General features: G+C 38.4%; 20 protein-coding genes and 1 other annotated feature. Of the genes, 11 read left to right on the top strand and 9 right to left on the bottom strand.

Annotation, left to right across the window (positions count from 1 at the left end):
- Complete coding sequence (ftsY, locus tag QM460_RS06100; protein ID WP_414289544.1) at window positions 1-1,449, top strand: signal recognition particle-docking protein FtsY; 1,449 nt, start codon at window positions 1-3, stop codon at window positions 1,447-1,449.
- A gap of 39 nt (window positions 1,450-1,488) precedes the next feature.
- Here the strand turns inward: ftsY and zwf are convergent, their stop codons facing one another.
- From zwf to QM460_RS06085, 3 genes are all read right to left on the bottom strand, one after another.
- A complete protein-coding gene (gene zwf, locus QM460_RS06095; RefSeq protein ID WP_414289543.1) occupies window positions 1,489-2,976 on the bottom strand; it encodes a glucose-6-phosphate dehydrogenase in 1,488 nt (495 codons plus the stop codon).
- Between the two features lie 451 nt (window positions 2,977-3,427).
- On the bottom strand, window positions 3,428-4,168 hold the full coding sequence (locus QM460_RS06090; protein ID WP_049503260.1) for an amino acid ABC transporter ATP-binding protein: 741 nt from the start codon (window positions 4,166-4,168) through the stop codon (window positions 3,428-3,430).
- Entirely contained in the window at window positions 4,168-6,342 is a 2,175-nt protein-coding gene (locus QM460_RS06085) for an ABC transporter substrate-binding protein/permease (RefSeq protein WP_414289542.1), read from the bottom strand. Before QM460_RS06085 ends, QM460_RS06090 begins: the two co-directional genes overlap by 1 nt.
- A 180-nt stretch (window positions 6,343-6,522) precedes the next feature.
- On the opposite strand from QM460_RS06085, the gene uvrB reads away from it, so the two are divergent.
- From uvrB to QM460_RS06065, 4 genes are all read left to right on the top strand, one after another.
- Complete coding sequence (gene uvrB, locus QM460_RS06080; protein WP_414289541.1) at window positions 6,523-8,511, top strand: excinuclease ABC subunit UvrB; 1,989 nt, start codon at window positions 6,523-6,525, stop codon at window positions 8,509-8,511.
- Between the two features lie 18 nt (window positions 8,512-8,529).
- Window positions 8,530-10,344 (top strand): DUF2971 domain-containing protein, encoded by a 1,815-nt coding sequence (locus tag QM460_RS06075; RefSeq protein ID WP_414289540.1) that lies wholly within the window; start codon window positions 8,530-8,532, stop codon window positions 10,342-10,344.
- Window positions 10,345-10,895: 551 nt separating this feature from the next.
- Window positions 10,896-11,330: a hypothetical protein gene (locus QM460_RS06070; RefSeq protein WP_414289539.1), complete on the top strand. Its 435-nt coding sequence runs from the start codon at window positions 10,896-10,898 to the stop codon at window positions 11,328-11,330.
- A gap of 22 nt (window positions 11,331-11,352) precedes the next feature.
- Window positions 11,353-11,820: an 8-oxo-dGTP diphosphatase gene (locus QM460_RS06065; RefSeq protein WP_045763320.1), complete on the top strand. Its 468-nt coding sequence runs from the start codon at window positions 11,353-11,355 to the stop codon at window positions 11,818-11,820.
- Here QM460_RS06065 and QM460_RS06060 read toward each other — a convergent pair.
- Window positions 11,817-12,332, bottom strand: coding sequence for a transcription repressor NadR (locus QM460_RS06060; RefSeq protein WP_315639265.1), 516 nt, complete (start codon window positions 12,330-12,332; stop codon window positions 11,817-11,819). The two genes, QM460_RS06065 and QM460_RS06060, sit on opposite strands and share 4 nt — an antisense overlap.
- A gap of 18 nt (window positions 12,333-12,350) precedes the next feature.
- Window positions 12,351-12,878, bottom strand: coding sequence for an ECF transporter S component (locus tag QM460_RS06055; protein ID WP_153224740.1), 528 nt, complete (start codon window positions 12,876-12,878; stop codon window positions 12,351-12,353).
- 176 nt (window positions 12,879-13,054) lie between these two features.
- Window positions 13,055-13,190: a sequence feature (ribosomal protein L10 leader region), on the top strand.
- A gap of 38 nt (window positions 13,191-13,228) precedes the next feature.
- Here QM460_RS06055 and rplJ point away from each other — a divergent pair.
- The 5 genes from rplJ to QM460_RS06030 all read left to right on the top strand — a co-directional run bounded on the left by rplJ (window position 13,229) and on the right by QM460_RS06030 (window position 18,096).
- A complete protein-coding gene (rplJ, locus tag QM460_RS06050) occupies window positions 13,229-13,729 on the top strand; it encodes a 50S ribosomal protein L10 (RefSeq protein ID WP_001287269.1) in 501 nt (166 codons plus the stop codon).
- Window positions 13,730-13,802: 73 nt separating this feature from the next.
- On the top strand, window positions 13,803-14,168 hold the full coding sequence (gene rplL, locus QM460_RS06045) for a 50S ribosomal protein L7/L12 (RefSeq protein WP_001196968.1): 366 nt from the start codon (window positions 13,803-13,805) through the stop codon (window positions 14,166-14,168).
- A 405-nt stretch (window positions 14,169-14,573) separates the two neighbouring features.
- On the top strand, window positions 14,574-15,491 hold the full coding sequence (gene glyQ, locus QM460_RS06040; RefSeq protein WP_000038760.1) for a glycine--tRNA ligase subunit alpha: 918 nt from the start codon (window positions 14,574-14,576) through the stop codon (window positions 15,489-15,491).
- 281 nt (window positions 15,492-15,772) lie between these two features.
- Window positions 15,773-17,809 carry a glycine--tRNA ligase subunit beta gene (glyS, locus tag QM460_RS06035; protein ID WP_414289538.1) on the top strand — a complete coding sequence of 679 codons (2,037 nt, stop codon included), beginning with the start codon at window positions 15,773-15,775 and terminating at the stop codon, window positions 17,807-17,809.
- A 29-nt stretch (window positions 17,810-17,838) separates the two neighbouring features.
- Window positions 17,839-18,096, top strand: coding sequence for a DUF896 family protein (locus tag QM460_RS06030; RefSeq protein WP_000187071.1), 258 nt, complete (start codon window positions 17,839-17,841; stop codon window positions 18,094-18,096).
- 84 nt (window positions 18,097-18,180) lie between these two features.
- Here the strand turns inward: QM460_RS06030 and QM460_RS06025 are convergent, their stop codons facing one another.
- From QM460_RS06025 to QM460_RS06015, 3 genes are read right to left on the bottom strand one after another with little or no spacing between them, the layout of a single operon-like run.
- On the bottom strand, window positions 18,181-19,419 hold the full coding sequence (locus QM460_RS06025) for an NAD(P)H-dependent oxidoreductase (RefSeq protein ID WP_000673684.1): 1,239 nt from the start codon (window positions 19,417-19,419) through the stop codon (window positions 18,181-18,183).
- Window positions 19,420-19,436: 17 nt separating this feature from the next.
- Complete coding sequence (locus QM460_RS06020; protein ID WP_315639243.1) at window positions 19,437-20,042, bottom strand: NADPH-dependent FMN reductase; 606 nt, start codon at window positions 20,040-20,042, stop codon at window positions 19,437-19,439.
- 40 nt (window positions 20,043-20,082) lie between these two features.
- Window positions 20,083-20,967 (bottom strand): FAD:protein FMN transferase, encoded by an 885-nt coding sequence (locus QM460_RS06015; RefSeq protein WP_414289537.1) that lies wholly within the window; start codon window positions 20,965-20,967, stop codon window positions 20,083-20,085.
- A 346-nt stretch (window positions 20,968-21,313) separates the two neighbouring features.
- On the opposite strand from QM460_RS06015, the gene nox reads away from it, so the two are divergent.
- On the top strand, window positions 21,314-22,693 hold the full coding sequence (nox, locus tag QM460_RS06010) for a H2O-forming NADH oxidase (RefSeq protein WP_414273454.1): 1,380 nt from the start codon (window positions 21,314-21,316) through the stop codon (window positions 22,691-22,693).
- Between the two features lie 93 nt (window positions 22,694-22,786).
- Here nox and QM460_RS06005 read toward each other — a convergent pair whose 3' ends face one another.
- Window positions 22,787-23,644: a YitT family protein gene (locus QM460_RS06005; RefSeq protein ID WP_373115246.1), complete on the bottom strand. Its 858-nt coding sequence runs from the start codon at window positions 23,642-23,644 to the stop codon at window positions 22,787-22,789.
- Between the last annotated feature and the right edge of the window lie 11 nt (window positions 23,645-23,655).

Genomic DNA, 23,655 nt, shown 5'->3' with positions numbered 1-23,655 from the left:
ATGGGATTATTTGACCGTTTATTTGGTAGAAAAGAAGAACCAAAAATCGAAGAAGTCGTTAAAGAAGCTTTGGAAAACTTGGATCTGACAGAACCTGGCGACGAAGTTGAAGCACTTGGAACTGAAGAAGTTGAAGTGAAAAATACTGAAGAAATCGACCAAAGTTCAGAATTTGAGGAAACTTATTCTAAAGAAGCTAGTGAGTCGGAAGAACCAGTAGCAGAAACTACTACAGAAACAGTTGAACCAAAAGCAACTCCTCAGGAAGAAGAGACTCAGTTTGAAGAGGAAACTGAATGCCATTGTTGTCAGGAAGAGTCAACAAAAGTTGAAGAAACTGAAGAAAGAGTTCAAGATGTAGCAGAGTTTGTTGCAGAAGAACCTGAGTCACCAGTCGAAGAAGTAGCTTCAAGTGATAGTGACGAGGAAGAAGCTGATCAAGTTCAATCAGACGAGACGGAGTCAGATACTTATGAAGAAGTGGAAGAAGATCTAGTAAGCGAAGAAACTCCTCAAGTTCAAGAGACTGTACAGGAAAAGTATGACCGTAGTCTCAAGAAAACTCGTACGGGATTTGGTGCTCGTTTGAATGCCTTCTTTGCTAACTTCCGCTCTGTTGATGAAGAATTCTTCGAAGAACTAGAAGAACTCTTAATCATGAGTGACGTTGGTGTACAGGTAGCTTCAAATCTTACTGAAGAATTGCGCTATGAAGCCAAGCTTGAAAATGCTAAGAAACCTGATGCCCTCCGTCGTGTCATCATCGAAAAATTGGTAGAGCTTTACGAAAAAGATGGACAATACAATGAAAGCATTAACTTCCAAGATGGTTTGACAGTTATGCTCTTTGTAGGTGTTAATGGTGTCGGAAAAACAACATCTATTGGTAAGCTTGCTCACCGTTACAAACAAGCTGGCAAGAAAGTCATGCTGGTTGCTGCAGATACCTTCCGTGCTGGTGCAGTTGCTCAGTTAGCGGAATGGGGTCGCCGTGTAGATGTTCCTGTGGTTACTGGGCCTGAAAAAGCTGATCCTGCCAGTGTGGTCTTTGATGGGATGGAACGAGCAGTAGCAGAAGGTGTTGACATTCTCATGATTGATACAGCTGGCCGTTTACAGAACAAGGAAAACTTAATGGCTGAGTTGGAAAAGATTGGTCGTATCATCAAACGTGTCGTTCCAGAAGCTCCGCATGAAACCTTCCTAGCTCTGGATGCCTCAACAGGACAAAACGCTCTTGTACAAGCCAAAGAGTTTTCAAAAATTACGCCTGTTACAGGAATAGTCTTAACCAAGATTGATGGAACTGCCCGAGGTGGTGTTGTTCTGGCTATCCGTGAAGAACTCAATATTCCTGTTAAGTTGATTGGATTTGGTGAAAAAATCGATGATATCGGTGAGTTTAACTCTGAAAACTTTATGAAGGGCCTTCTAGAAGGTTTGATATAAAAGAAAATCCTGCAAGAATTCTTGCAGGATTGTTTTTGATTATTCTAAACGACCATCTTTACGATAGGCGATATCTGGTTGCCATGTCCACTCAGCACCGTATTTTTCAAGTAAATCAAAGCTAGCTTGAGGTCCCATGCTACCAGCCTTGTAGTCATGGAGTGGAGCACTGTTTTCAGCCCAAAGATTTTCAATACGGTCAATCAATTTCCATGAGGCACTTACTTCATCCCAGTGGCTAAAGTTGGTTGAGTTATTGTTCAAAACATCATAGATCAGTTTTTCATATGGATCTGGTGAAGCACCTGTAGCAGTCGCATCTGTTCGATAGTCAAGAGAATTTGGCGCAAGGCTAAACTCTTCCCCTACCTTTTTACCGTTAAGACTGAGAGAGAAACCTTCAGTTGGTTGGATATAGATGGTAAGCACGTTTGGTGCTAGAGGCTCTCCGAAAATGGAATCCATTTGCTTGAAGACAATGTTTACGTGTGTTCCTTTTTCGGTTAGGCGTTTCCCTGTACGGAAGAAGAAAGGGACATCACGGAAACGATCAGTGTCAACAAAGAAAGCACCTGAAGCAAAGGTTTCTGTCATAGATTCAGGGTTAACATTTGGTTCACTACGGTAAGAGATGTATTTCATGCCATCAACTTTACCAGAACGATATTGACCACGGATGAATTGCTCTTTAAGTTCCTCATCTGTAGGGTGGTAAAGGTTCTTGAAGACCTTGATTTTCTCTGCGCGAATGTCATCCTTGGTAAAGCTTGCTGGCTTGTCCATAGCAAGGAGTGAAAGAAGTTGGAGAGTGTGGTTTTGAACCATGTCTCGAAGGGCACCAGATTCATCATAGTAGCCACCACGTTCTTCAACACCTAGACGCTCTGCAAAGGTAATCTGAACGTTATCGATGTGTTCACGATTCCAAACATTTTCAAAAATCATATTGGCAAAGCGAATGGCAAAAATACTTTGAATCATTTCTTTACCGAGATAGTGGTCAATACGATAGATTTGCTCTTCGTTAAAAGTAGCTAGGAGTTCTTCGTTAAGTTTGCTTGCAGTCTCATAGTCTGTTCCAAAAGGTTTCTCAACGATCAAACGTTCAAAGCCTTTACCATCAACAATTTGCTCTGATTTGAGGTGTTTAGCAATGGTACCAAAGAACTGAGGTGCCATTGAGAGGAAGAAGAGTTTGTTGTGCTCAGTCTGATATTTTTCGTTTAATTCAGCCTGAAGTTTGCGTAGTTCGATGTAGTGCTCAGTATCATTAACATCGTGACTTTGATAGTAAAAATGACTCGCAAATGCTTGAGCTTCTTCCACACTGTCTGCCAAGTCTAAAATAGATTCGACAACGACAGATTCGAAATACTCCTTACTCCAAGGTCTACGAGCAGTTCCAATAACAGCAAAATGATCAGAAAGATTACCTGATTTATAAAGTCTAAAAAGTGAAGGGTAGAGCTTACGTTTGGCCAAATCCCCACTTGCACCGAAAATTGTAACAATAACTTTTGATGACATCTAGCTACCTAATTTCTATTTTGTTTCCTAGTTAGACTAGGCATGAGGAATCCCCATTTTTCATATCCTTTATTTTATCATAATTTTCTAAAAAATCCAAAAATCCAATACGTCTATATTAATAGTCTGGGCAAAAATTTAATTTCATACTCTTCGAAAATCTCTTCAAACCACGTCAGCGTCGCCTTACCGTATGTTGTAGGATACTGACTACGTCAGTTCCATCTACAACCTCAAAACAGTGTTTTGAGCTGACTTCGTCAGTTCTATCTACAACCTCAAAGCAGTGCTTTGAGCAACCTGCGGCTAGCTTCCTAGTTTGCTCTTTGATTTTCATTGAGTATCAGGAGCAAACGAAGTAAATCTTCCCACAATAAAACGCATAATATCAAGTTTTTTATACCTGATACAATGCGTTTTTTGATTATAAAGACTTTTTGTCTAACCTCTTCTAGGCGTTTAGAACCTTGTCTAAAAATTCTTTAAGACGAGGATGTTGTGGGTTATCAAAGATTTGGTCAGGTGTACCGTCCTCAAGGAATTCACCATCTGCAGTAAAGATAACTCGATTGGCAACCTTACGAGCAAATCCCATTTCGTGGGTTACGATGATCATAGTCATGCCTTGTTCGGCCAATTCCTTCATAACGTTAAGAACGTCGCCAACCATCTCAGGGTCAAGGGCAGAAGTTGGTTCGTCAAAGAGCATGATATCAGGGTTCATGGCTAGACCGCGGGCGATAGCCACACGCTGTTTTTGACCACCTGATAGGCTTTCAGGATTTGCATTAGCCTTATCAGCCAATCCAACTTTTTCAAGGAGTTCCATTCCCAATTTTTCAGCTTCGGCCTTAGTCATCAACTTATGCTCTACTGGTGCGAAAGTGATATTTTCCAATACCGTCATGTGTGGGAAAAGATTGAAGTGCTGGAACACCATTCCGACATTTTCACGAACATGGTCCACGTTGGTTGCTTTATCCGTCAAATCATAACCATTAACCGTGATATGACCTTTTGTACCTTCCTCAAGGAGATTCAAGCTACGCAAGAAAGTTGATTTACCTGAACCAGAAGGTCCAATGATACAAACAACATCTCCTTCATAGAATTTTGCTGAAATTCCTTTAAGGACTTTATTTTTACCATATTGTTTATGTAAATTATCGACATCGATTTTTAATTTAGCCATTATTGAATCCTCTTTTCTAAGCGTTTTGCAAGTCTAGTAAGAAGAGTGATAATCACAAGATAGAAGACTGCGAGAATTGCATACATTTTGAAACTTTGGTAGTTACGAGCAATGATAATCTTACCAGTCTGGAAGAGTTCGACCAAACCGATTGCAGATACGATAGTTGTATCTTTAAGTGCGATAACAAATTGGTTGACGAAGTTTGGAAGCATAAGTTTGGTTGCTTGTGGCAAGACAATCTTACGCATGGTTTTACTGTAAGAGATACCAAGGCTTCGACTAGCTTCCATTTGTCCGATAGGAACAGCCTTAATACCACCACGTACAATTTCAGCGATATAAGCGGCTGAGTTTAGGGAGAGTGCGATTGTACCAGCGACAAAGTCATTGATTGGACTCTGTTGGCCTGTAAGAGATTCAATAAAGTTAGGAACTCCCCAGAAGATAAAGGCAGCAAGAATCATCAATGGAATACCACGAATCACATCGACAAAGATTTCTGAAATAAGACGAAGTGATTTATAAGGACTAACGCTAAACATACCAAAGATAATCCCGATAACAATCGCAATTGCAAAGGAAATCAAAGCTAGAGAAAGGGTAATTCCAAGTCCACTTAGGAGTTGTTTGTAGTTGTTTTTCAACAAGCCCAAGATAGTAGTTTCGTCAACAGTTGATGATTCACTTGTTGAATCAGTTGCCAGGTATTTATCAAGAATCTTTTGGAACTCACCGCTTGCTTTAAGATTTGCAAGACCGTTGTTGAACATTTCAATCAATTCAGGATTGCTTCCCTTTTTAACTGCAAAAGCAGTTTCACCGATTGGAGTACCTTCGATTGGTGTTTTTAATTTTTGTCCTTGGCTAATAGAGTATTTAAGAACTGGTTCGTCATCCATCACGGCGTCAATTGAACCTGTGTTCAAGCTGTCATACATAGATGAACCGTCTGCAAAGGTTTTAATTTTATAACCATATTTGCTTTGATTTTCAGTTAGGAAGGTTTGAGAAGCAGTACCGTTTTTAACACCAACGGTTTTACCCTTCAAATCTTCATAAGAAGAAATGGTACTTGATTCCTTAACTCCAAGAATAGTATTAGCTGTATAGTAAGAATCAGAGAAATCAAAGGTCTCTTTACGAGCGTCTGTAACAGACATACCAGCAATCATACCATCAGCTTGACCAGATTGAACCGCGTTAATAGCAGCGTCAAAACCTGGGTTGGTGATTTCAATTTCAAAACCTTGGTCTTCGGCAATAGCCTTGATCAAGTCCATATCAATACCAGTGTACTGGTTGCTTGAGTTTTGGAAAACGAATGGTGCAAATGAAGAATCACTTGCGATAACGTATTTTGATTTGACTGGAGTAGCTTTTTGACCTGCACTTGTAGTTGAAGTGAGAGAAGTTACTTGTGAACTAGTTTTAGAAGAATTTGTCCATTTATTGATAATTTTCTCCAAGCTACCATCTTTTTTCATCTGAGCTAAAGCTTCGTTAAATTCTGTAACTAGGTATTCGTACTTGCTACCTTTTTTAACTCCAAAAGCAAAGCTTCCAACGGCTTCTCCGTCCATGTTGATACTGAGATCTTGCCCTTGGTTAATAGCGTACTCGATGACTGGTTTGTCATCCATGATGGCATTTACAGCCCCTGTACTGAGACTGTTATTCATCAAATCACCAGTATCAAAGGTTTTGATAGTGAAACCATATTTATCTTTGATACTTTCTAGGAAACGTTGTGCGGCAGTACCGTTTTTAACACCAACAGTTTTACCACTGAGTTCTTCATACTTAGTGATTTTGTTAGACTTAGTTGTTGCGATGACAACTTTTGTATCATAGTATGTATCAGACATGGTAAAGACGTTTTCACGTTCTTTGGTTTTTGTCATACCAGCCATGATCGCATCTGCTTGCCCTGCTTGAACCGCATTGACAGCAGCATCAAAGCCTGGATAAGACATTTGGATATTCCATCCTTTTATCTCAGCGACTTTATTGATGATGTCAACATCAATTCCTTTATAAGTCTGGTCTGTATCTTTAAACTCAAAGGGTGCATAAGCTGTATCACTAACAATCTTGATAGTGTCCGCATTAGCATAGCCTAAAGAGAATAAGGGAAATAAAAATAATAAAAATGCAAGGATTTTTTTCTTCATGTTTAGTCTCCTTTTTAGAATATTTACCCATTATAGCAGAAAATAAAAAAGTTGGCAAATATTTAGTGTTTTGATGTCATAAGATGTAACATGAGGTGATAAGTGGCAAGAAATTGAGAATCAGTAAGTCGATCCTTTTTATGGTAAAATAGAAGTATAGAAAATGTGTATGAGGCAATTATGATCAATAGAATTACAGACAACAAATTTAAACTTGTATCCAAATACCAACCTTCTGGCGACCAACCGCAGGCCATTGAACAGTTGGTAGATAACATCGAGGGTGGTGAAAAAGCTCAAATCTTGATGGGGGCGACTGGTACAGGAAAGACCTATACCATGAGTCAGGTGATTTCAAAAGTTAATAAACCAACCCTAGTCATCGCCCACAATAAAACTCTTGCAGGCCAGCTTTATGGGGAGTTCAAGGAATTTTTCCCAGAGAATGCGGTCGAGTACTTCGTATCCTACTATGATTACTATCAACCTGAAGCTTATGTGCCATCGAGCGATACCTACATCGAAAAAGATAGTTCAGTCAACGATGAGATTGATAAACTTCGTCACTCTGCTACATCAGCGCTCTTGGAGCGTAACGATGTCATCGTTGTAGCGTCTGTATCTTGTATTTATGGTTTGGGTTCTCCTAAGGAATACGCTGATAGTGTAGTAAGTCTGCGCCCAGGTCTTGAGATTTCTCGTGATAAACTGCTTAATGAATTGGTCGATATTCAATTTGAGCGTAATGACATTGATTTCCAGCGTGGAAGATTTCGTGTTCGTGGGGATGTGGTGGAGATTTTTCCAGCATCTCGTGATGAGCATGCCTTCCGTGTTGAGTTCTTCGGAGATGAGATTGATCGCATCCGGGAGGTTGAAGCTCTAACTGGTCAAGTCCTCGGTGAAGTGGACCATTTGGCGATTTTCCCAGCCACTCACTTTGTGACCAATGATGACCACATGGAGGTAGCAATTGCTAAGATTCAGGCTGAATTGGAGGAGCAGTTAGGTATCTTTGAAAAAGAAGGCAAGCTCCTCGAAGCGCAACGCTTGAAACAACGGACAGAGTACGATATCGAGATGCTACGTGAGATGGGTTATACCAATGGTGTCGAAAACTACTCACGTCACATGGATGGACGAAGCGAAGGGGAGCCTCCGTACACCCTTCTTGACTTTTTCCCTGATGATTTTCTGATTATGATTGACGAGAGCCATATGACTATGGGGCAGATCAAAGGAATGTATAATGGTGACCGTTCACGTAAGGAAATGTTGGTTAACTACGGGTTCCGTTTGCCGTCTGCTTTGGACAACCGTCCCCTTCGTCGTGAAGAGTTTGAAAGTCATGTCCACCAGATTGTCTACGTTTCAGCGACACCTGGTGATTACGAGATGGAACAAACTGACACCGTGATTGAACAAATCATCCGTCCAACAGGTCTTTTGGATCCTGAGGTAGAAGTGCGTCCAACCATGGGACAGATTGATGACCTCTTGGGGGAAATCAATGCCCGTGTTGAAAAGAATGAACGTACCTTTATTACAACCTTAACCAAGAAAATGGCAGAAGACTTGACAGACTACTTCAAGGAAATGGGGATCAAGGTCAAGTACATGCACTCGGATATCAAGACTTTAGAGCGGACAGAGATTATCCGAGATTTACGATTGGGAGTCTTCGATGTCTTAGTCGGAATTAATCTCCTTCGTGAAGGAATTGACGTACCAGAGGTAAGTTTGGTTGCCATTCTTGATGCTGATAAGGAAGGCTTCCTCCGAAATGAACGTGGTCTTATCCAAACCATTGGACGTGCAGCTCGTAATAGTGAAGGGCATGTCATTATGTATGCTGACACTATGACCCAGTCTATGCAAAAAGCCATTGATGAAACAGCTCGTCGTCGTAAAATTCAGATGGTCTATAATGAAGAACATGGCATTGTCCCACAAACTATTAAGAAGGAAATCCGAGACCTTATCTCTGTCACAAAAACTGTGGCTAAGGAAGAAGATAAAGAAGTCGACATCAATAGACTTAACAAACAAGAACGTAAAGAATTGGTTAAGAAACTAGAAAAACAAATGCAAGAAGCCGTCGAAGTGCTTGATTTCGAGTTGGCAGCGCAAATACGTGATATGATGTTGGAAGTCAAGGCGTTGGGGTAATGAAAGGAGAAAAAATAAATGGATATATTAGATGATTATAAAAATGATGCTTACTATTTTGAATTAGAAACTGCCATACGGTCTTTAGATAACTTAGATAGTAAAGTAGAGAATATTAAGAATATAACTGAAGCTTTTTTGCGATTTTCTCCAAAAGAAAAATGGGAAAAATTAGAAACAACTTTATATATACTATTAGAATTTAGTAACCTTGTCGATAAAACAATTTTTAAGAATATTTTATTGGATGCAGAATCATTAATTAAAGAAAATTATGAAGTGTTTATTTCTGCTGATATTCTATATAATTACTTTCGGTCTTTGAACAACTATTTGGAAAAAAATATTATAGTTGAAGACTTAGAAGACTTTTTGTATGATGATAGCATTTTCTTTTTAATTATTAAATGTATCAAAAATCTTGATTTAAATCGTATTAATGAATTTATTTGTTATGGCATACTCAATATAATGCTGACAATTTTTGAAAAAGGTAAAGATTTTGAAATAGTAAAAGAAAAAATAAAACAAGATGTAGTATCTGTTTGTGATATAATTCTTTTAAATTTTCCATTTGGTTCCATAGCTTTTCAATATTTTCATCTTGATAAAATCGTAAAGTTTTTTAAATCGGAACATTTAGATATAATTAATCAGTTTTATAAAAATAATCCTGATCATTATACTGTAAGATTTTATTTGATGTGGTTAGAGACTAAACATACAGATATTATCAAAGAATCTATAGAAACACTTAAAACTATATTGAGTTATGAAGACTCAGATATTTGGAAAAGTGCAATTCTTAAGATATTAGAGAAAGAGAATGAAATACAAGATGAAGAGGAAAGAAATTTACAAGAAATTCAAGTAGATGAATTGGGGGAAATTGCAAATACTCTCATAGATAAAATTCGCTCACTTTTGACAATTAATGCTCAAGACCTTGAAAATAGTGAAGAATTTGGTCATTATACTAAAATTGAAACTTTAACGAATCATTTAATTAAAACAATAAAATCTGGCGATGCAAGTAAACCTGCGTATTTGAGATTAACAAATTCTAAACAATTAAATGATCCTATGGAAGGAAGAGCCGTCTATGATTACTTGGAAATAGAAGATTCATCGGAATGCTATCAGAATTCTAATGTCTTCTTATCTTCAATGACAACTATATCAGATAGTCTTCCAATGTGGAAAGAATATGCAGAAGAATCTAGAGGTGCATTTTTACAGTACGATAAGAAGTATTTACAAAAAATAATTGAACATGAAGCATTAGAATTTGTGAGAATATTCTATTTAAACAATACAAGGGAAGACGATTCTGATATTGTTAAAAAACTTAATGAATTAAAAAGGGTAATTAAGGAATTAAAAGGTAGACATACTAAAGAGAGCAAATTGATAATGACAACTATCTTTAAAAATTTAGCAAAAATATCTTACCTTTTTAAAGTGTCTGATTATGAATATGAGAGTGAGTTTCGTATACTAATCAACTTTGATGATTCGGAAATAGAGCGACTACTTAATCCGAAGCACTTAACAGATGATAGAATTAAAATAGAAGAAATCATAAGTTTATCAGGTGGTATTGGGCTTAGTGAAAATAAGGAATCTGGTTATGATGATTTCAGGAAATATATTCACTTAGAATCCAAAGAGGAAGGAAGATATGCTTTATTTGTATACATCAATCTACTACCTTTGAAATACTCAAAAGTAATTCTGGGTCCAAAGGTTACGGATGCAGACTATATTGCTCCATATCTCAAACTTGCCAATCCTGATATAGAGATAGAAAATTCAAAGATTCCTTATCGTTAATTAAAAAATTTTTATGAAAGACGAGTGATGCTACTCTTTGGTATAACAATGAATAAGAGTAAAATAAAAACATGTAGAAAAAAAGATTTATCCAGTTTAGAAAAGTTTAAATCTTGGCTAGATTCTCATAAATTTTTAGGATTCTTCTTGATCCTCGGTCTTATCCTAGCAATAGGACTAAGTTTGAATCTAATTTTTGAAAGTCTTCCTATTCCGTCGCCATACAGAGATATCAACTATAGTTTTCCAATATATATAAATCTTTTTTGTCTAGTGTATCGATTATTTGACTATTGGTTCCTAGACTTGTCTAAGACAAGGATGACAATAAAAAGATATGCAGATTTATTTATCTATCTTAATAGTATCGGTTTAGTAGTTCATCTCTTTATTGGGATTGGTGGGAAAAATAGTAAAGGAATTTTGCCTTCTCTCTTGTCCCTAGATCACCGTTACATCTGGTTTCCTATTGCAACTTATCTGATCTTTTTCAGTTTGGCATCTATTATAACTCTAGCGATGAAATATATTGAAAAGAAAAGGAGTTAACCATGCTGAAACATTTAACTATATTTAGAGTTATTTACCTTATGTTCCTGGTATTTGTACTGATTCATTTTATCTTAGGGCTTTTTGATTTAGCCTTTACACCAGTCTTGTGGAATCTCTGGTTCTTTGGTCTTTGCTTGACCTTATTTATCCAACCATGGACCATCTTTTATAAAACGAGAATTTTTCAGTGGCATCATCTGATTTTTCAGGCTCTCAGTGGATTCTTTGCACTCTTGATCTGGTTCATGACATTTTTCTTCTTTTCCATGGTTCCAGATTCATCTATGCCTATCAATTTAGACTACTATGTGATTAGGGAAAAAAATGAAATAAGAATCATCAGAGGATTCTTACTCCATGAAATTCATGAATATCATGACTTAGTTAATCCTTTGATTATGAAGTCTAAAGTTAAGTATGTAGAAAAAAATTAAACATTAGAAAGTGAGTCTATGTATGTCTCGAGCACAATTAACCATTCTAACTAATATTTGTCTAATAGAAGACCTTGAAAATCAGCGCGTGGTTATGCAGTATCGATCGCCTGAAACCAACCGCTGGTCTGGCTATGCCTTTCCAGGAGGTCATGTTGAAAATGGAGAAGCATTCGCTGAATCTGTTATTCGTGAAATTTACGAGGAAACAGGTCTGACGATTCAAAATCCTCAACTTGTCGGCATTAAAAATTGGCCTTTAGATTCGGGTGAACGCTATATTGTCTTTTGTTATAAGGCGACTGAGTTTTCTGGAAGGCTTCGTTCTTCGGATGAAGGAGAAGTGTCCTGGGTACAAAAAGACCAGATTCCAAATTTGGATCTGGCCTATGATATGTTACCTTTGATGGAGATGATGGAAGCTCCTGATAAATCAGAATTTTTTTACCGTCACCGTACAGAAGATGGATGGGAAAAGAAAACCTTCTAATCCTTTACTAAATAACCTAACTTATCCAAGGCCTTCTCGATATAGAGGAGGTCTTGTTCATTTTCAGCTTCGACTAGGTGATAATGGACGCCATCTGTTAATTCAGAAAGTGGTCTAAAGTCAGACCTTTCGACTTGCTCTAAAAAATGCTGAACGTCACGACGACAAGAGAGTTTGAGCAAGGTTTCAATTTCTCCGTAGACAGGATGATCAATCAAGGTATTTTGAACACGTCCCCCATTATCGACGATAGCTAGAAGTTCTTGACCAATTTCTTCCATCTCGTGCTTAACTTTAAACAGTTTGTGAACATACGGATTGGTCTTGCTTTCTTTATAAATATAGCCACGATTGGTTGATAAGATAGGAGCACCGTCTGCACGAAGAACTGCAATGTCCTGAACGATAATCTGGCGAGTGACATGAAAATGTTCTGCTAAGCTTTTTCCGTTTAGAGGTTTTTGAGCTTTTTCTAAGAGTTGTAGAAGGGCTTCTTTTCGATTTTTTGTCATATTCTTCTCTCTTAACGCTTAACGGCGTTTTCTCAATGCTTTATAAACAGCCAAGGCTAAGTAATAGTCTACCATACTATGGATAATAGTACCAAATCCAACTAATACAAACAAGACATAGAACATATTTTTTAAGTCAGTTCCAGTACTAGCATAAAAAATCACACAAGCCAAAACTTCAGCAATAGCATGAACCAAACCAAGTACAAAGTTAAAAATCAATGAAGATTTCTTATTGTCCAAGGTTTGAGGATGTTTTTGAAGATAGAAAGCACCCAGACTTCCAAAGAATATGTGGGAAAAGGCGCGAAGTACAATGACAATCGGATACCCAGCCATGAGAAATCCTAAACTAGAAGCTATAATAACAAAGATCGCCATCCATGGCGAGAGAAACATAGCGATAAAAATAGCAACGTGACTTCCTAAAGTGTAGGAAGCGGGAGGAATGACAATTTTAAAGGGCATCACCAAAGGAATCAAAATAGCGATAGCTGTTAGCAATGCGGTTAAGGTCATGAATTGTGTTTTCTTTTGTGTATTCATAATAACTCCTTTTAACTGTATATACAGTTGTATAGTACAATAAAAAATCAAACAAGTCAAGAACTAAAATTGATTTTTGATGAGATTATCTTGAAATAAGGTTAAAAAATAAATAAAATTTTTTAAAAATAAGCAAAAAACTCTTGCACTAAACAAAGTAGTATGGTATACTTATATACGGTTTGAAAAAACTGCCTAAGACAGTAGGGGAGCTCGACTCATAAATATCCTACCGAGGACAAAACGTATCATGTAAAAAGAAGCGTATTGTACTTTCGTGTCTAGGTTTGGGCGCGTTTTTCTTTTGGAAAAATTCCCCAAGCAAAATAATTACGGAGGTGAACACACTAATGAGTGAAGCAATTATTGCTAAAAAAGCGGAACTAGTTGACGTAGTAGCTGAAAAAATGAAAGCTGCTGCATCAATCGTCGTTGTAGACGCTCGTGGTTTGACAGTTGAACAAGATACAGTTCTTCGTCGTGAGCTTCGTGGAAGCGAAGTTGAGTATAAAGTTATTAAAAACTCAATCTTACGTCGTGCAGCTGAAAAAGCTGGCCTTGCAGAACTTGCATCTGTATTTGTTGGACCATCTGCTGTAGCATTTTCTAACGAAGATGTTATCGCTCCAGCAAAAATCTTGAACGACTTTGCTAAAAACGCTGACGCACTTGAAATCAAAGGTGGTGCAATCGAAGGCGCTGTCGCATCAAAAGAAGAAATCGTTGCTCTTGCAACTCTTCCAAACCGCGAAGGACTTCTTTCTATGCTCCTTTCTGTACTTCAAGCGCCAGTGCGCAACGTTGCTCTTGCAGTCAAAGCGGTTGCAGACAACAAAGAAGACGCAGCTTAATCTTAAGCTACGCAGCGTAGCCTAGCTACAAAAATATAAACATAAAATATAAACTTATTTGGAGGAAATAACAATGGCATTGAACATTGAAAACATTATTGCTGAAATTAAAGAAGCTTCAATCCTTGAATTGAACGACCTTGTAAAAGCTATCGAAGAAGAATTTGGTGTAACTGCAGCTGCTCCTGTAGCTGTAGCTGCTGCTGGTGGTGCTGAAGAAGCTGCTAAAGATTCATTTGACGTTGAATTGACAGCTGCTGGTGACAAGAAAGTCGGCGTTATCAAAGTTGTACGTGAAATCACAGGTCTTGGTCTTAAAGAAGCTAAAGAACTTGTTGATGGTGCACCAGGTGTCATTAAAGAAGGCGTTGCAGCTGCAGAAGCTGAAGAAATCAAAGCTAAATTGGAAGAAGCTGGAGCTTCAGTTACTCTTAAATAATAGAGCAACTACATTTGTAGCTTAAAAACATGATTAAACCGCTAGTCTTAGGATTAGTGGTTTTTCTTTTTGTTCAAAAAGGGACATAAAAGAGGCAGTTAAATTAATTTGGTTAAGAAATATATATAGAACTAGTGATAAAATAATTTTACTTTTTCATTCCTTTTTGTTATAATAGACGACAAGAAAGAATATCTTATCAGTAAATCCCAAGCGAGCCTGTGATAGTGAGAGTCAGGTGATTGAGAGATGAGTGTGGCGCTTTTGGTAAATTTAAAAAAATAATGAAGTAATAAATTAGGGTGGAACCGCGTTTCTGACGCCCCTAGGTCACTTGACTTAGGAGCAAAGACACGGTTCTTTTTGTATTCTAGGTCGCAAGAATTTATAATAAAGGAGTAAATAATGTCTAAAAAATTGACTTTCCAGGAAATTATCCTTACTTTGCAACAATACTGGAATGATCAGGGTTGTATGCTCATGCAGGCTTATGATAATGAAAAGGGTGCGGGAACTATGAGCCCTTATACTTTCCTTCGTGCTATTGGTCCTGAGCCATGGAATGCGGCTTATGTAGAGCCATCACGTCGTCCAGCAGACGGTCGTTACGGGGAAAATCCAAACCGTCTTTACCAACACCATCAATTCCAAGTGGTCATGAAACCATCACCTTCAAACATCCAAGAGCTCTACCTTGAGTCATTGGAAAAATTGGGAATCAATCCTTTGGAACACGATATTCGTTTCGTTGAAGATAACTGGGAAAACCCATCAACTGGTTCAGCTGGACTTGGATGGGAAGTGTGGCTTGATGGTATGGAAATCACTCAATTCACTTACTTCCAACAAGTCGGTGGCTTGGCAACTGGTCCTGTTACAGCTGAGGTTACTTACGGATTGGAACGTTTGGCTTCTTACATCCAAGAAGTAGACTCAGTTTATGATATTGAGTGGGCTCCAGGTGTTAAATACGGAGAAATCTTCCTTCAACCAGAATATGAGCATTCAAAATACAGCTTTGAAGTTTCTGATCAAGATATGCTTCTTGAAAACTTTGAGAAATTTGAAAAAGAAGCAGGACGTGCCTTGGAATTGGGTCTTGTTCACCCTGCCTATGACTACGTTTTGAAATGTTCACATACCTTCAACTTGCTTGATGCTCGTGGAGCGGTATCCGTTACAGAACGTGCTGGTTATATCGCTCGTATCCGTAACTTAGCCCGTGTCGTAGCTAAAACATTCGTAGCTGAACGCAAGAAACTTGGTTACCCACTTCTTGACGAAGCCACACGCGCCAAACTCCTAGCAGAAGAGGAAGAATAAAAAAGTTACAAGAATAGAAAAAGGGCGAACAAAGTGAGCCCGTATGGCACCCAGAGGCAAGTCGAAGACTTGCTAAAGGGATGGGCACCGCCGTACTGCTATCTGGGGATTTTTGAAACTTTAGGCTCAAAAATCAGTTGGCTAAATCCACTTTGATGAGACTGTTGGAAAACTTTGTCAAGAAGACAGAAGATTTCCCCACAGACTCACAAAGTTAGTTAGCAACGTCCCCAGTACCTAAGGTGCCTATCAAAAAGAAGAAATTTTGTAAAGGAAAAAACATGGCAAAAAATTTATTAGTAGAACTAGGACTTGAAGAGTTACCAGCCTACGTTGTCACACCAAGTGAAAAACAACTAGGTGAAAAAATGGCAGCCTTTTTGGATAATAACCGCCTTTCATACGAAGGAATTCAAACTTTTTCAACTCCACGTCGTTTGGCTGTTCGCGTACTTGGATTGGCAGACCAACAAACGGATTTGACTGAAGATTTTAAAGGACCTTCTAAAAAAATTGCTTTGGATGCAGAAGGAAATTTCTCTAAAGCAGCGCAAGGGTTTGTCCGTGGTAAAGGATTGACTGTAGATGATATCGAATTCCGTGAAATTAAAGGTGAAGAATATGTCTACGTAACTAAGCATGAAGCTGGAAAACCAGCTGAGGAAGTTTTGGCTGGAATTCCAGAAGTATTGGCTAGCTTAAGCTTCCCAGTAAGTATGCACTGGGCAAACAATACCTTTGAATATATCCGTCCAGTCCACACCTTGACAGTTCTTTTGGATGATGTGGCACTCGATATGGATTTCTTAGATATTCATTCAGGAAGAGTTAGCCGTGGACATCGTTTCCTTGGTCACGAAGTAGAAATTCAGCATGCTGACAGCTATGAAGAAGACCTGCGCAAAGTTTATGTTATTGCAGATAGCATTGAACGCGAAAATATGATTCGTGAGCAAATTAAGGCTATCGAAGCTGCAGAAGGTGTTCAGGTTCAAATTGATGAAGGACTCTTGAATGAAGTTCTGAATTTGGTTGAATACCCAACTGCCTTTATGGGGAATTTTGATCCTAAGTACCTAGAGGTTCCAGAAGAAGTCTTGGTCACTTCAATGGAAACTCACCAACGCTACTTTGTAGTACGTGACCTTGACGGAAATCTAAAACCAAACTTTATTTCTGTTCGTAACGGAAATGCAGAGTATCTGGATAATGTCATCCGAGGAAATGAGAAAGTCTTGGTGGCACGTCTGGAAGATGGTGAATTCTTCTGGCGTGAAGACCAAAAACTCAAGATTGAAGATCTTGTAGCTAAATTATCACACGTAACCTTCCATGAAAAGATTGGTTCACTTCGTGAGCACATGATTCGTACAGGGCAAATTGCTATCCTTTTGGCAGAAAAAGCAGGTTTATCAGTTGATGAAACTGTTGACCTTGCTCGTGCTGCAGCCATTTATAAGTTTGACCTCTTGACTGGTATGGTTGGTGAATTTGATGAGCTTCAAGGAATCATGGGTGAGAAATATGCTCTTCTCGCTGGTGAGAATGCAGCAGTAGCACAAGCTATTCGTGAACACTACCTTCCAGATTCTGCAGATGGTGCTCTTCCTGAGTCTAAAGTCGGAGCTATCCTTGCACTAGCCGATAAATTGGATACTCTCTTGTCCTTCTTCTCTGTTGGCTTGATTCCATCTGGTTCAAATGACCCTTATGCTCTTCGTCGTGCAACACAAGGGATTGTCCGTATCTTGGAAGACTTTGGCTGGAATATTCCAATGGACGAATTGATTGCTAGCCTTTATGCTTTATCATTTGATAGCCTAACTTACGATAATCAAGAAGAAGTGCTTAACTTCATCAAAGCTCGTGTTGATAAGATGATGGGGTCTACTGCAAAAGATATTAAGGAAGCTGTTCTAGCAAGTTCAAACTTTGTTGTTTCTGATATGATTGAAGCAGCAGAAGCACTGAAAGAAGCATCTCTAAATAGTAACTACAAACCAGCTGTTGAATCCTTATCTCGTGCCTTTAACCTAGCGGAAAAAGCAGAAGGTTCAGTCAAAGTTGATACTAGTCTCTTTGAAAATGAACAGGAAAAAGAACTAGCTCAAGCAGTAGAAAATCTAGAATTGAAAGGTTCAGCTAGTGATAAATTAACGCAGTTATTTGCTCTTAGTCCTGTTATTGATGCATTCTTTGACAATACAATGGTTATGGCAGAGGATGTTGATGTTAAGAATAATCGCCTAGCTATTCTAACTGAACTTGTGAATAAAGCAAAAACTGTCGCTGCTTTTAATCTTCTTAATACAAAATAGAAATTAAAAAGTAGATTGGAGGTTCAAATATGACACCAGAAAAAATCGCTCGTATTAATGAGCTTGCGAAAAAGAAAAAAACTGAAGGCTTGACTGCAGAAGAAAAAGTAGAACAAGCTAAACTTCGTGAGGAATATATCGAAGGATATCGTCGTTCAGTTCGTCATCACATTGAAGGGATCAAAATCGTAGATGAAGATGGAAATGATGTGACTCCTGAAAAACTTCGTCAGGTACAACGTGAAAAAGGCTTGCATGGTCGTAGTCTTGACGATCCAAATTCATAAATAAAAAAATTCTCGGTTTGTGTGTGCGAACCGAGATTTCTATTATAAAAAAAGGAACCCAAAATGGTTCCTTTTTGTTAGTTATTAGTTACTTGCACCAGAAGTAGCATCCGCATCTCCATGGCCTCCGTCAGCTGAGTCAGATGCACCAGAAGTAGCATCTGCGTCACCGTGGCCTCCAGCAGCAGGAGCAAAAGGTCCGCTACCACCTACCAAGCGTTGACCTGTTTCTTTCAAGTACCAGTCAAGCCATGGTTGGAAGTTAAAGACAATTTCATTGATACCAGCATATGAACCGTCAGGATAGTACATAGCTTGGTAGTTGTGAGTGTTGATAACACCAGCAGGTGAACCAGGAACGATTGTACGTACGTATTCTTGGTTACCATTGCGAAGTGTTCCAATAACCCACTCAACGTTTTTCATACGTGCTGGTGGGAGAGAACCGTGAACGGTTGACATACGGCTACCAGATTGAGATGGTACACGTTTTGCAAACATTGTATCAGGATCTTGGTGAGCATTGTTGTAGTAGAGGAATTGGTTGTTATCGTCAGCGTATGTCAACTCAAAAGGCATAGCTTTCAAGAACATATCGATTTGGTTAACTGTAAGGATACCATGGTCAAGTTTAACGTATGTATCACCAGATACAGCTCCTGTGATTTCAGCGACTTTTTCTACCCAGTTTGGATCATCAGGGTCAACTTCTGTAATAGTTGTAGCGATTGGTTTTCCACAATCCAAGTCTTCTGGTTCAATTGGTTTTGGTTTTTTCAATTTAGAAACGACTCCTACGTATTTGACAAAGTTATCTAAACAAGTTTCAAGGAATTTAACAGTTCCTTCGTTGATAATATTTCCGTTAGCATCAAAAGCTTCTTTAGCTTTTCCAAGAAGGAATTCATTACCTGGTAATGTGTAGGCATTCACCCCTGGTGCGTCAAGGATTTTACGAAGGTGAACTTGAGCACGAGAAGTTCCTTGGTCGTAGTAAGAAGCACCCACGATCATCACTGGTTTGTTTTCGAATGGATGTACTTCATATGAAAGCCATTCAAGAACTGACTTGAGTGAAGCAGAAATTGTATGGTTGTGCTCAGGAGTAGCAATAATCACACCATCAGCACGAGTAATTTTATTGTAAAGAAGGCGTAATTGGAAGCTTTCGTCCCATTTTTCGTCTTGGTTAAACATTGGAACTTCATCGATTTCAAGAACTTCTAATTCAAATTTCAGTTTGAAGTTACGACGGATGAATTCCAAGAGTTTGCGGTTATATGATTGGTCGTAGTTTGATCCAACAAGTCCAACAAATTTCATTCTTTCAATCTCCTATCTTACAAATTTTCCCAGTCAAATTCTTCTGCATCTTTACGAAGAAGTTCTTGTGCGTTACGCAATTTTTCAGTCACTTTAACAAAGATACGGAAGTCATCAAAGATGGCATCCAATTTCTTGATGACATCAAGATCTACCAAGTCACCATTCTTATCGAATGATTGAAGAGAATGAGAGAGCAAGAACTCATCTGGGAGAACATTTGCTTTAATTTCTGGTGCATTCAAGATTTGACGGAGTTGCAATTGAGCACGTGAAGAACCGAGTGTACCGTATGAAGCGCCTGTGATCATCACTGGTTTGTTAAGGAGTGGAAATACTCCATAAGAAATCCAAGCAAGAGCGCTCATAAGAACGGCAGGAATTGAGTGATCATATTCAGGAGTACCGATAATCACACCATCAGCTGCTTCGATTTTTGCAGCGATTTCCAAGGCTTCTGCAGGAATAAGTTTATCTGCAGGTTTGTTGAAAACTGGAAGATCTTTAATTTCTACCAATTCGATTTCTGCTTTATCAGCAAAGTGTTTTTGCATATATTGAAGCAGTTGGCGGTTTGTGGAACGTTTAGAGTTAGTTCCTACAATAGCAATAAGTTTTAGCATGAGCTTTCCTTTCTCTTTTTGCATTATTTATTATTTATCTTTAGATACCGGATGAACAAGCGATATGTCCATCTTTATCAATAAGGATGGCTTCGATTCCATCGATATTTTCGATTTGCCACATGATAGAAGCGCTACGTTGGCCAAACAATCGTGTGGTCCATATCTCACCATCAACTGAGCGGTCAGATATAATCGTTAAACTAGCCAAATCCGTTTCAATAGGATAGCCAGTTTCACTATCGAAAATGTGATGATAATCCTTTCCATCAATTTCAAGATGCCGTTCATAAATTCCAGATGTAACAACAGATTTTCCAGTAATAGATAAGGTCATCAGGTGATTACCACGTGGATGATTAGGGTCTTGAATACCAATTTGCCAGGGTTGACCATTTTTGGCTTGGTTGTTTCCGATGGTGAGGATGTTTCCTCCAAGATTGATAAGAGCAGAAGTGACACCATTTTCTTTTAAAAAAGTAGCAACCTTATCTGCGCTATAGCCCTTTGCTAGACAACCTAAATCAATTTTCATTCCTTTCTTTTCTAAGAAAGCAGTAGAAGCAATTGAATCAAGTTTGATAAAACGGGGATCTATCAATGGTAAAACCGAAGAAATTTCTTCAGGACTAGCAACTTTTGCATCGGAAAAACCAATACGCCAGGTTTGTACCAAGGGACCGATGCTGATATTGAGATTGCTTCCAGAGGCTAGACTATGGTCTAAACCTAAGGAAATCAGTTCAAACAAATCAGGGTGGACCTTAACTGGGGCAATTCCCGCCTGATAGTTAATTTCCATCAATTCCGATTCGGTGCTATTCGCATTAAATCGAAATTCAAGTTCCTTGAGCAAATTAAAAGCTTGACGGAGAAGATTATCCGCTTGTTCATGTACCAAGGAAATAGTAATCGTAGTTCCCATTAACCGTTCAGATAATGAACTGAAAGGCAAAAAATCAACTCCCTTCAAATCAATTGGAAATAGTTGTAAATCCAGATATGAAAGCAATCTGAAGATTTATATTTCATTTCCATATAAATAGAATATCATAAAGTTAGCGTTTTCACAAATTATTTTTTACAAAAAGTCAAGAAATATGCTCAAAAAAACTATATTTCCTTAAAATTTAATTTGAAAACACTGAAAATAAATTAATACATGTTTCTAGTATTTTCGAAAATAAGGGAAAACAAGTAAAAAGCTTGTAAACGCTCACAGAAAATGATATACTGGAAAGGTAAAAAAAATTAAAGGTAGGAATTATCTTATGAGTAAAATCGTAGTCGTGGGTGCTAACCACGCTGGAACAGCTTGTATCAACACTATGTTGGACAATTTTGGAAGTGAAAATGAAATCGTTGTTTTTGACCAAAACTCAAACATTTCATTCCTAGGATGTGGAATGGCTCTATGGATTGGTGAGCAAATCGATGGTCCAGAAGGTCTCTTCTACTCAGATAAAGAAAAATTGGAAGCAAAGGGTGCTAAAGTTTACATGAACTCACCAGTTCTTTCAATCGACTATGACAACAAAGTTGTTACTGCAGAAGTTGACGGAAAAGAACACAAAGAATCATACGAAAAATTGATCTTTGCAACTGGTTCTACACCAATCTTGCCACCAATCGAAGGTGTTGAAATTGTTAAAGGTAACCGCGAATTCAAAGCAACTCTTGAAAATGTTCAATTCGTTAAATTGTACCAAAATGCTGAAGAAGTGATCAACAAACTTGCTGACAAGAGCAAACATCTTGAACGTATCGCTGTTGTCGGTGGTGGATACATCGGTGTTGAGCTTGCTGAAGCATTCGAACGTCTTGGAAAAGAAGTTGTCCTTGTTGATATCGTAGACACAGTCTTAAACGGTTACTACGATAAAGACTTCACGCAATTGATGGCTAAGAACTTGGAAGACCACAACATCCGCTTGGCACTTGGACAAACTGTTAAAGCTATCGAAGGTGACGGTAAAGTTGAACGCTTGATCACTGACAAAGAAAGCTTTGACGTTGATATGGTTATCCTTGCAGTTGGTTTCCGTCCTAACACAGCTCTTGCTGATGGTAAGATTGAACTCTTCCGCAACGGTGCTTTCCTTGTTAACAAGAAACAAGAAACTTCACTTCCAGGTGTGTTCGCTGTGGGTGACTGTGCAACTGTTTATGACAACGCTCGTAAAGACACTAGCTACATCGCTCTTGCATCAAACGCTGTACGTACTGGTATCGTTGGTGCTTACAATGCTTGTGGACATGAGCTTGAAGGAATCGGTGTTCAAGGATCAAACGGTATCTCTATCTACGGTCTTCACATGGTTTCAACTGGTTTGACTCTTGAAAAAGCAAAAGCTGCAGGCTACAATGCAACTGAAACTGGCTTCAACGATCTTCAAAAACCAGAATTTATGAAACATGACAACCATGAAGTAGCTATCAAGATTGTCTTCGACAAAGATAGCCGTGAAATCCTTGGTGCTCAAATGGTATCACGTGATCCTGGAATTGCTATGGGAATTCACATGTTCTCACTTGCTATCCAAGAACATGTTACAATTGAAAAATTGGCCTTGACAGACCTATTCTTCTTGCCACACTTCAACAAACCATACAACTACATCACAATGGCTGCACTTACAGCTGAAAAATAATGATTTGTAAAACGGAAGATTTGTTTCTTCCGTTTTTATCATCAAAAAAATAGTAACTTCAAATTCGAAGTTACTATTTTTGTTGTCTATGTGTTAGGAAGTTTCTTCTTTTACAAAGGTGAAGCCTTCTCCAAGAATTTCGTGAGCTTCAGTGATGGTGATAAAGGCTTTAGGATCAATCGTATGAATCAATTCTTTCATCTTAATCATTTCATTTCTTGCTACGATACAGTAGATAATTTTTAAATCTTTTTGACTGTAGTAACCTTGTCCAGATATGAAGGTGACACCTCGACCTAACTCTTCATTGATTTTATCTGCCACTTCCATAGGCTTTTGAGTGATAATCATAAAACCTTTTCCAGCATATCCGCCTTCACCAATCAAGTCAATAACTCTAGAGACGATGAAGTCAAATAGAAGTGTATAAGTAACGAGACGAAGGTCTTGGAAGATAATTAAAATGAGCATTAGGATAAGGAAGTCTAGTGCAAAGAGTAATTTCCCTACGGAGATATTGGTGTACTTGTTCAGGATTCGAGCGACGATATCTGTTCCTCCAGTGGTACCACCAGCATTGAAGATAATACCCAGACCAAGTCCCAAAAGAACACCCGCAACTAAAGCAACGATTACCAGATCTCCTTCAAGATTAAAGCTGAGAGGAATCTTTTCAAAGATTGCTAACCAAATGGATAAGGAAATAGTACCAAGCAGGCTACTGTATAGGGTCTTCGCACCAAATATTTTCCAGGCTAGAATGAATAATGGGATATTGATGATGAGGTTCATCACGGAGATAGGGATGTTAAAGAGATAATAGGTAATCAAGGTGATTCCCGTTGCTCCACCCTCGAATAAGTGGTGGGGCACAACGAAATACGTGAGTCCGAAGGCATAAATGGCTGCTCCGAATATTATGGTTAAAATAGATTTGATATGCCGTAGCATTGAACGCACCT

Source organism: Streptococcus infantis, from assembly GCF_047464415.1.
GTDB lineage: Bacteria > Bacillota > Bacilli > Lactobacillales > Streptococcaceae > Streptococcus > Streptococcus infantis_AE.
Note: the sequence above shows the minus strand (reverse complement) of the source record. Positions and strands in the feature narration are given on the sequence as shown.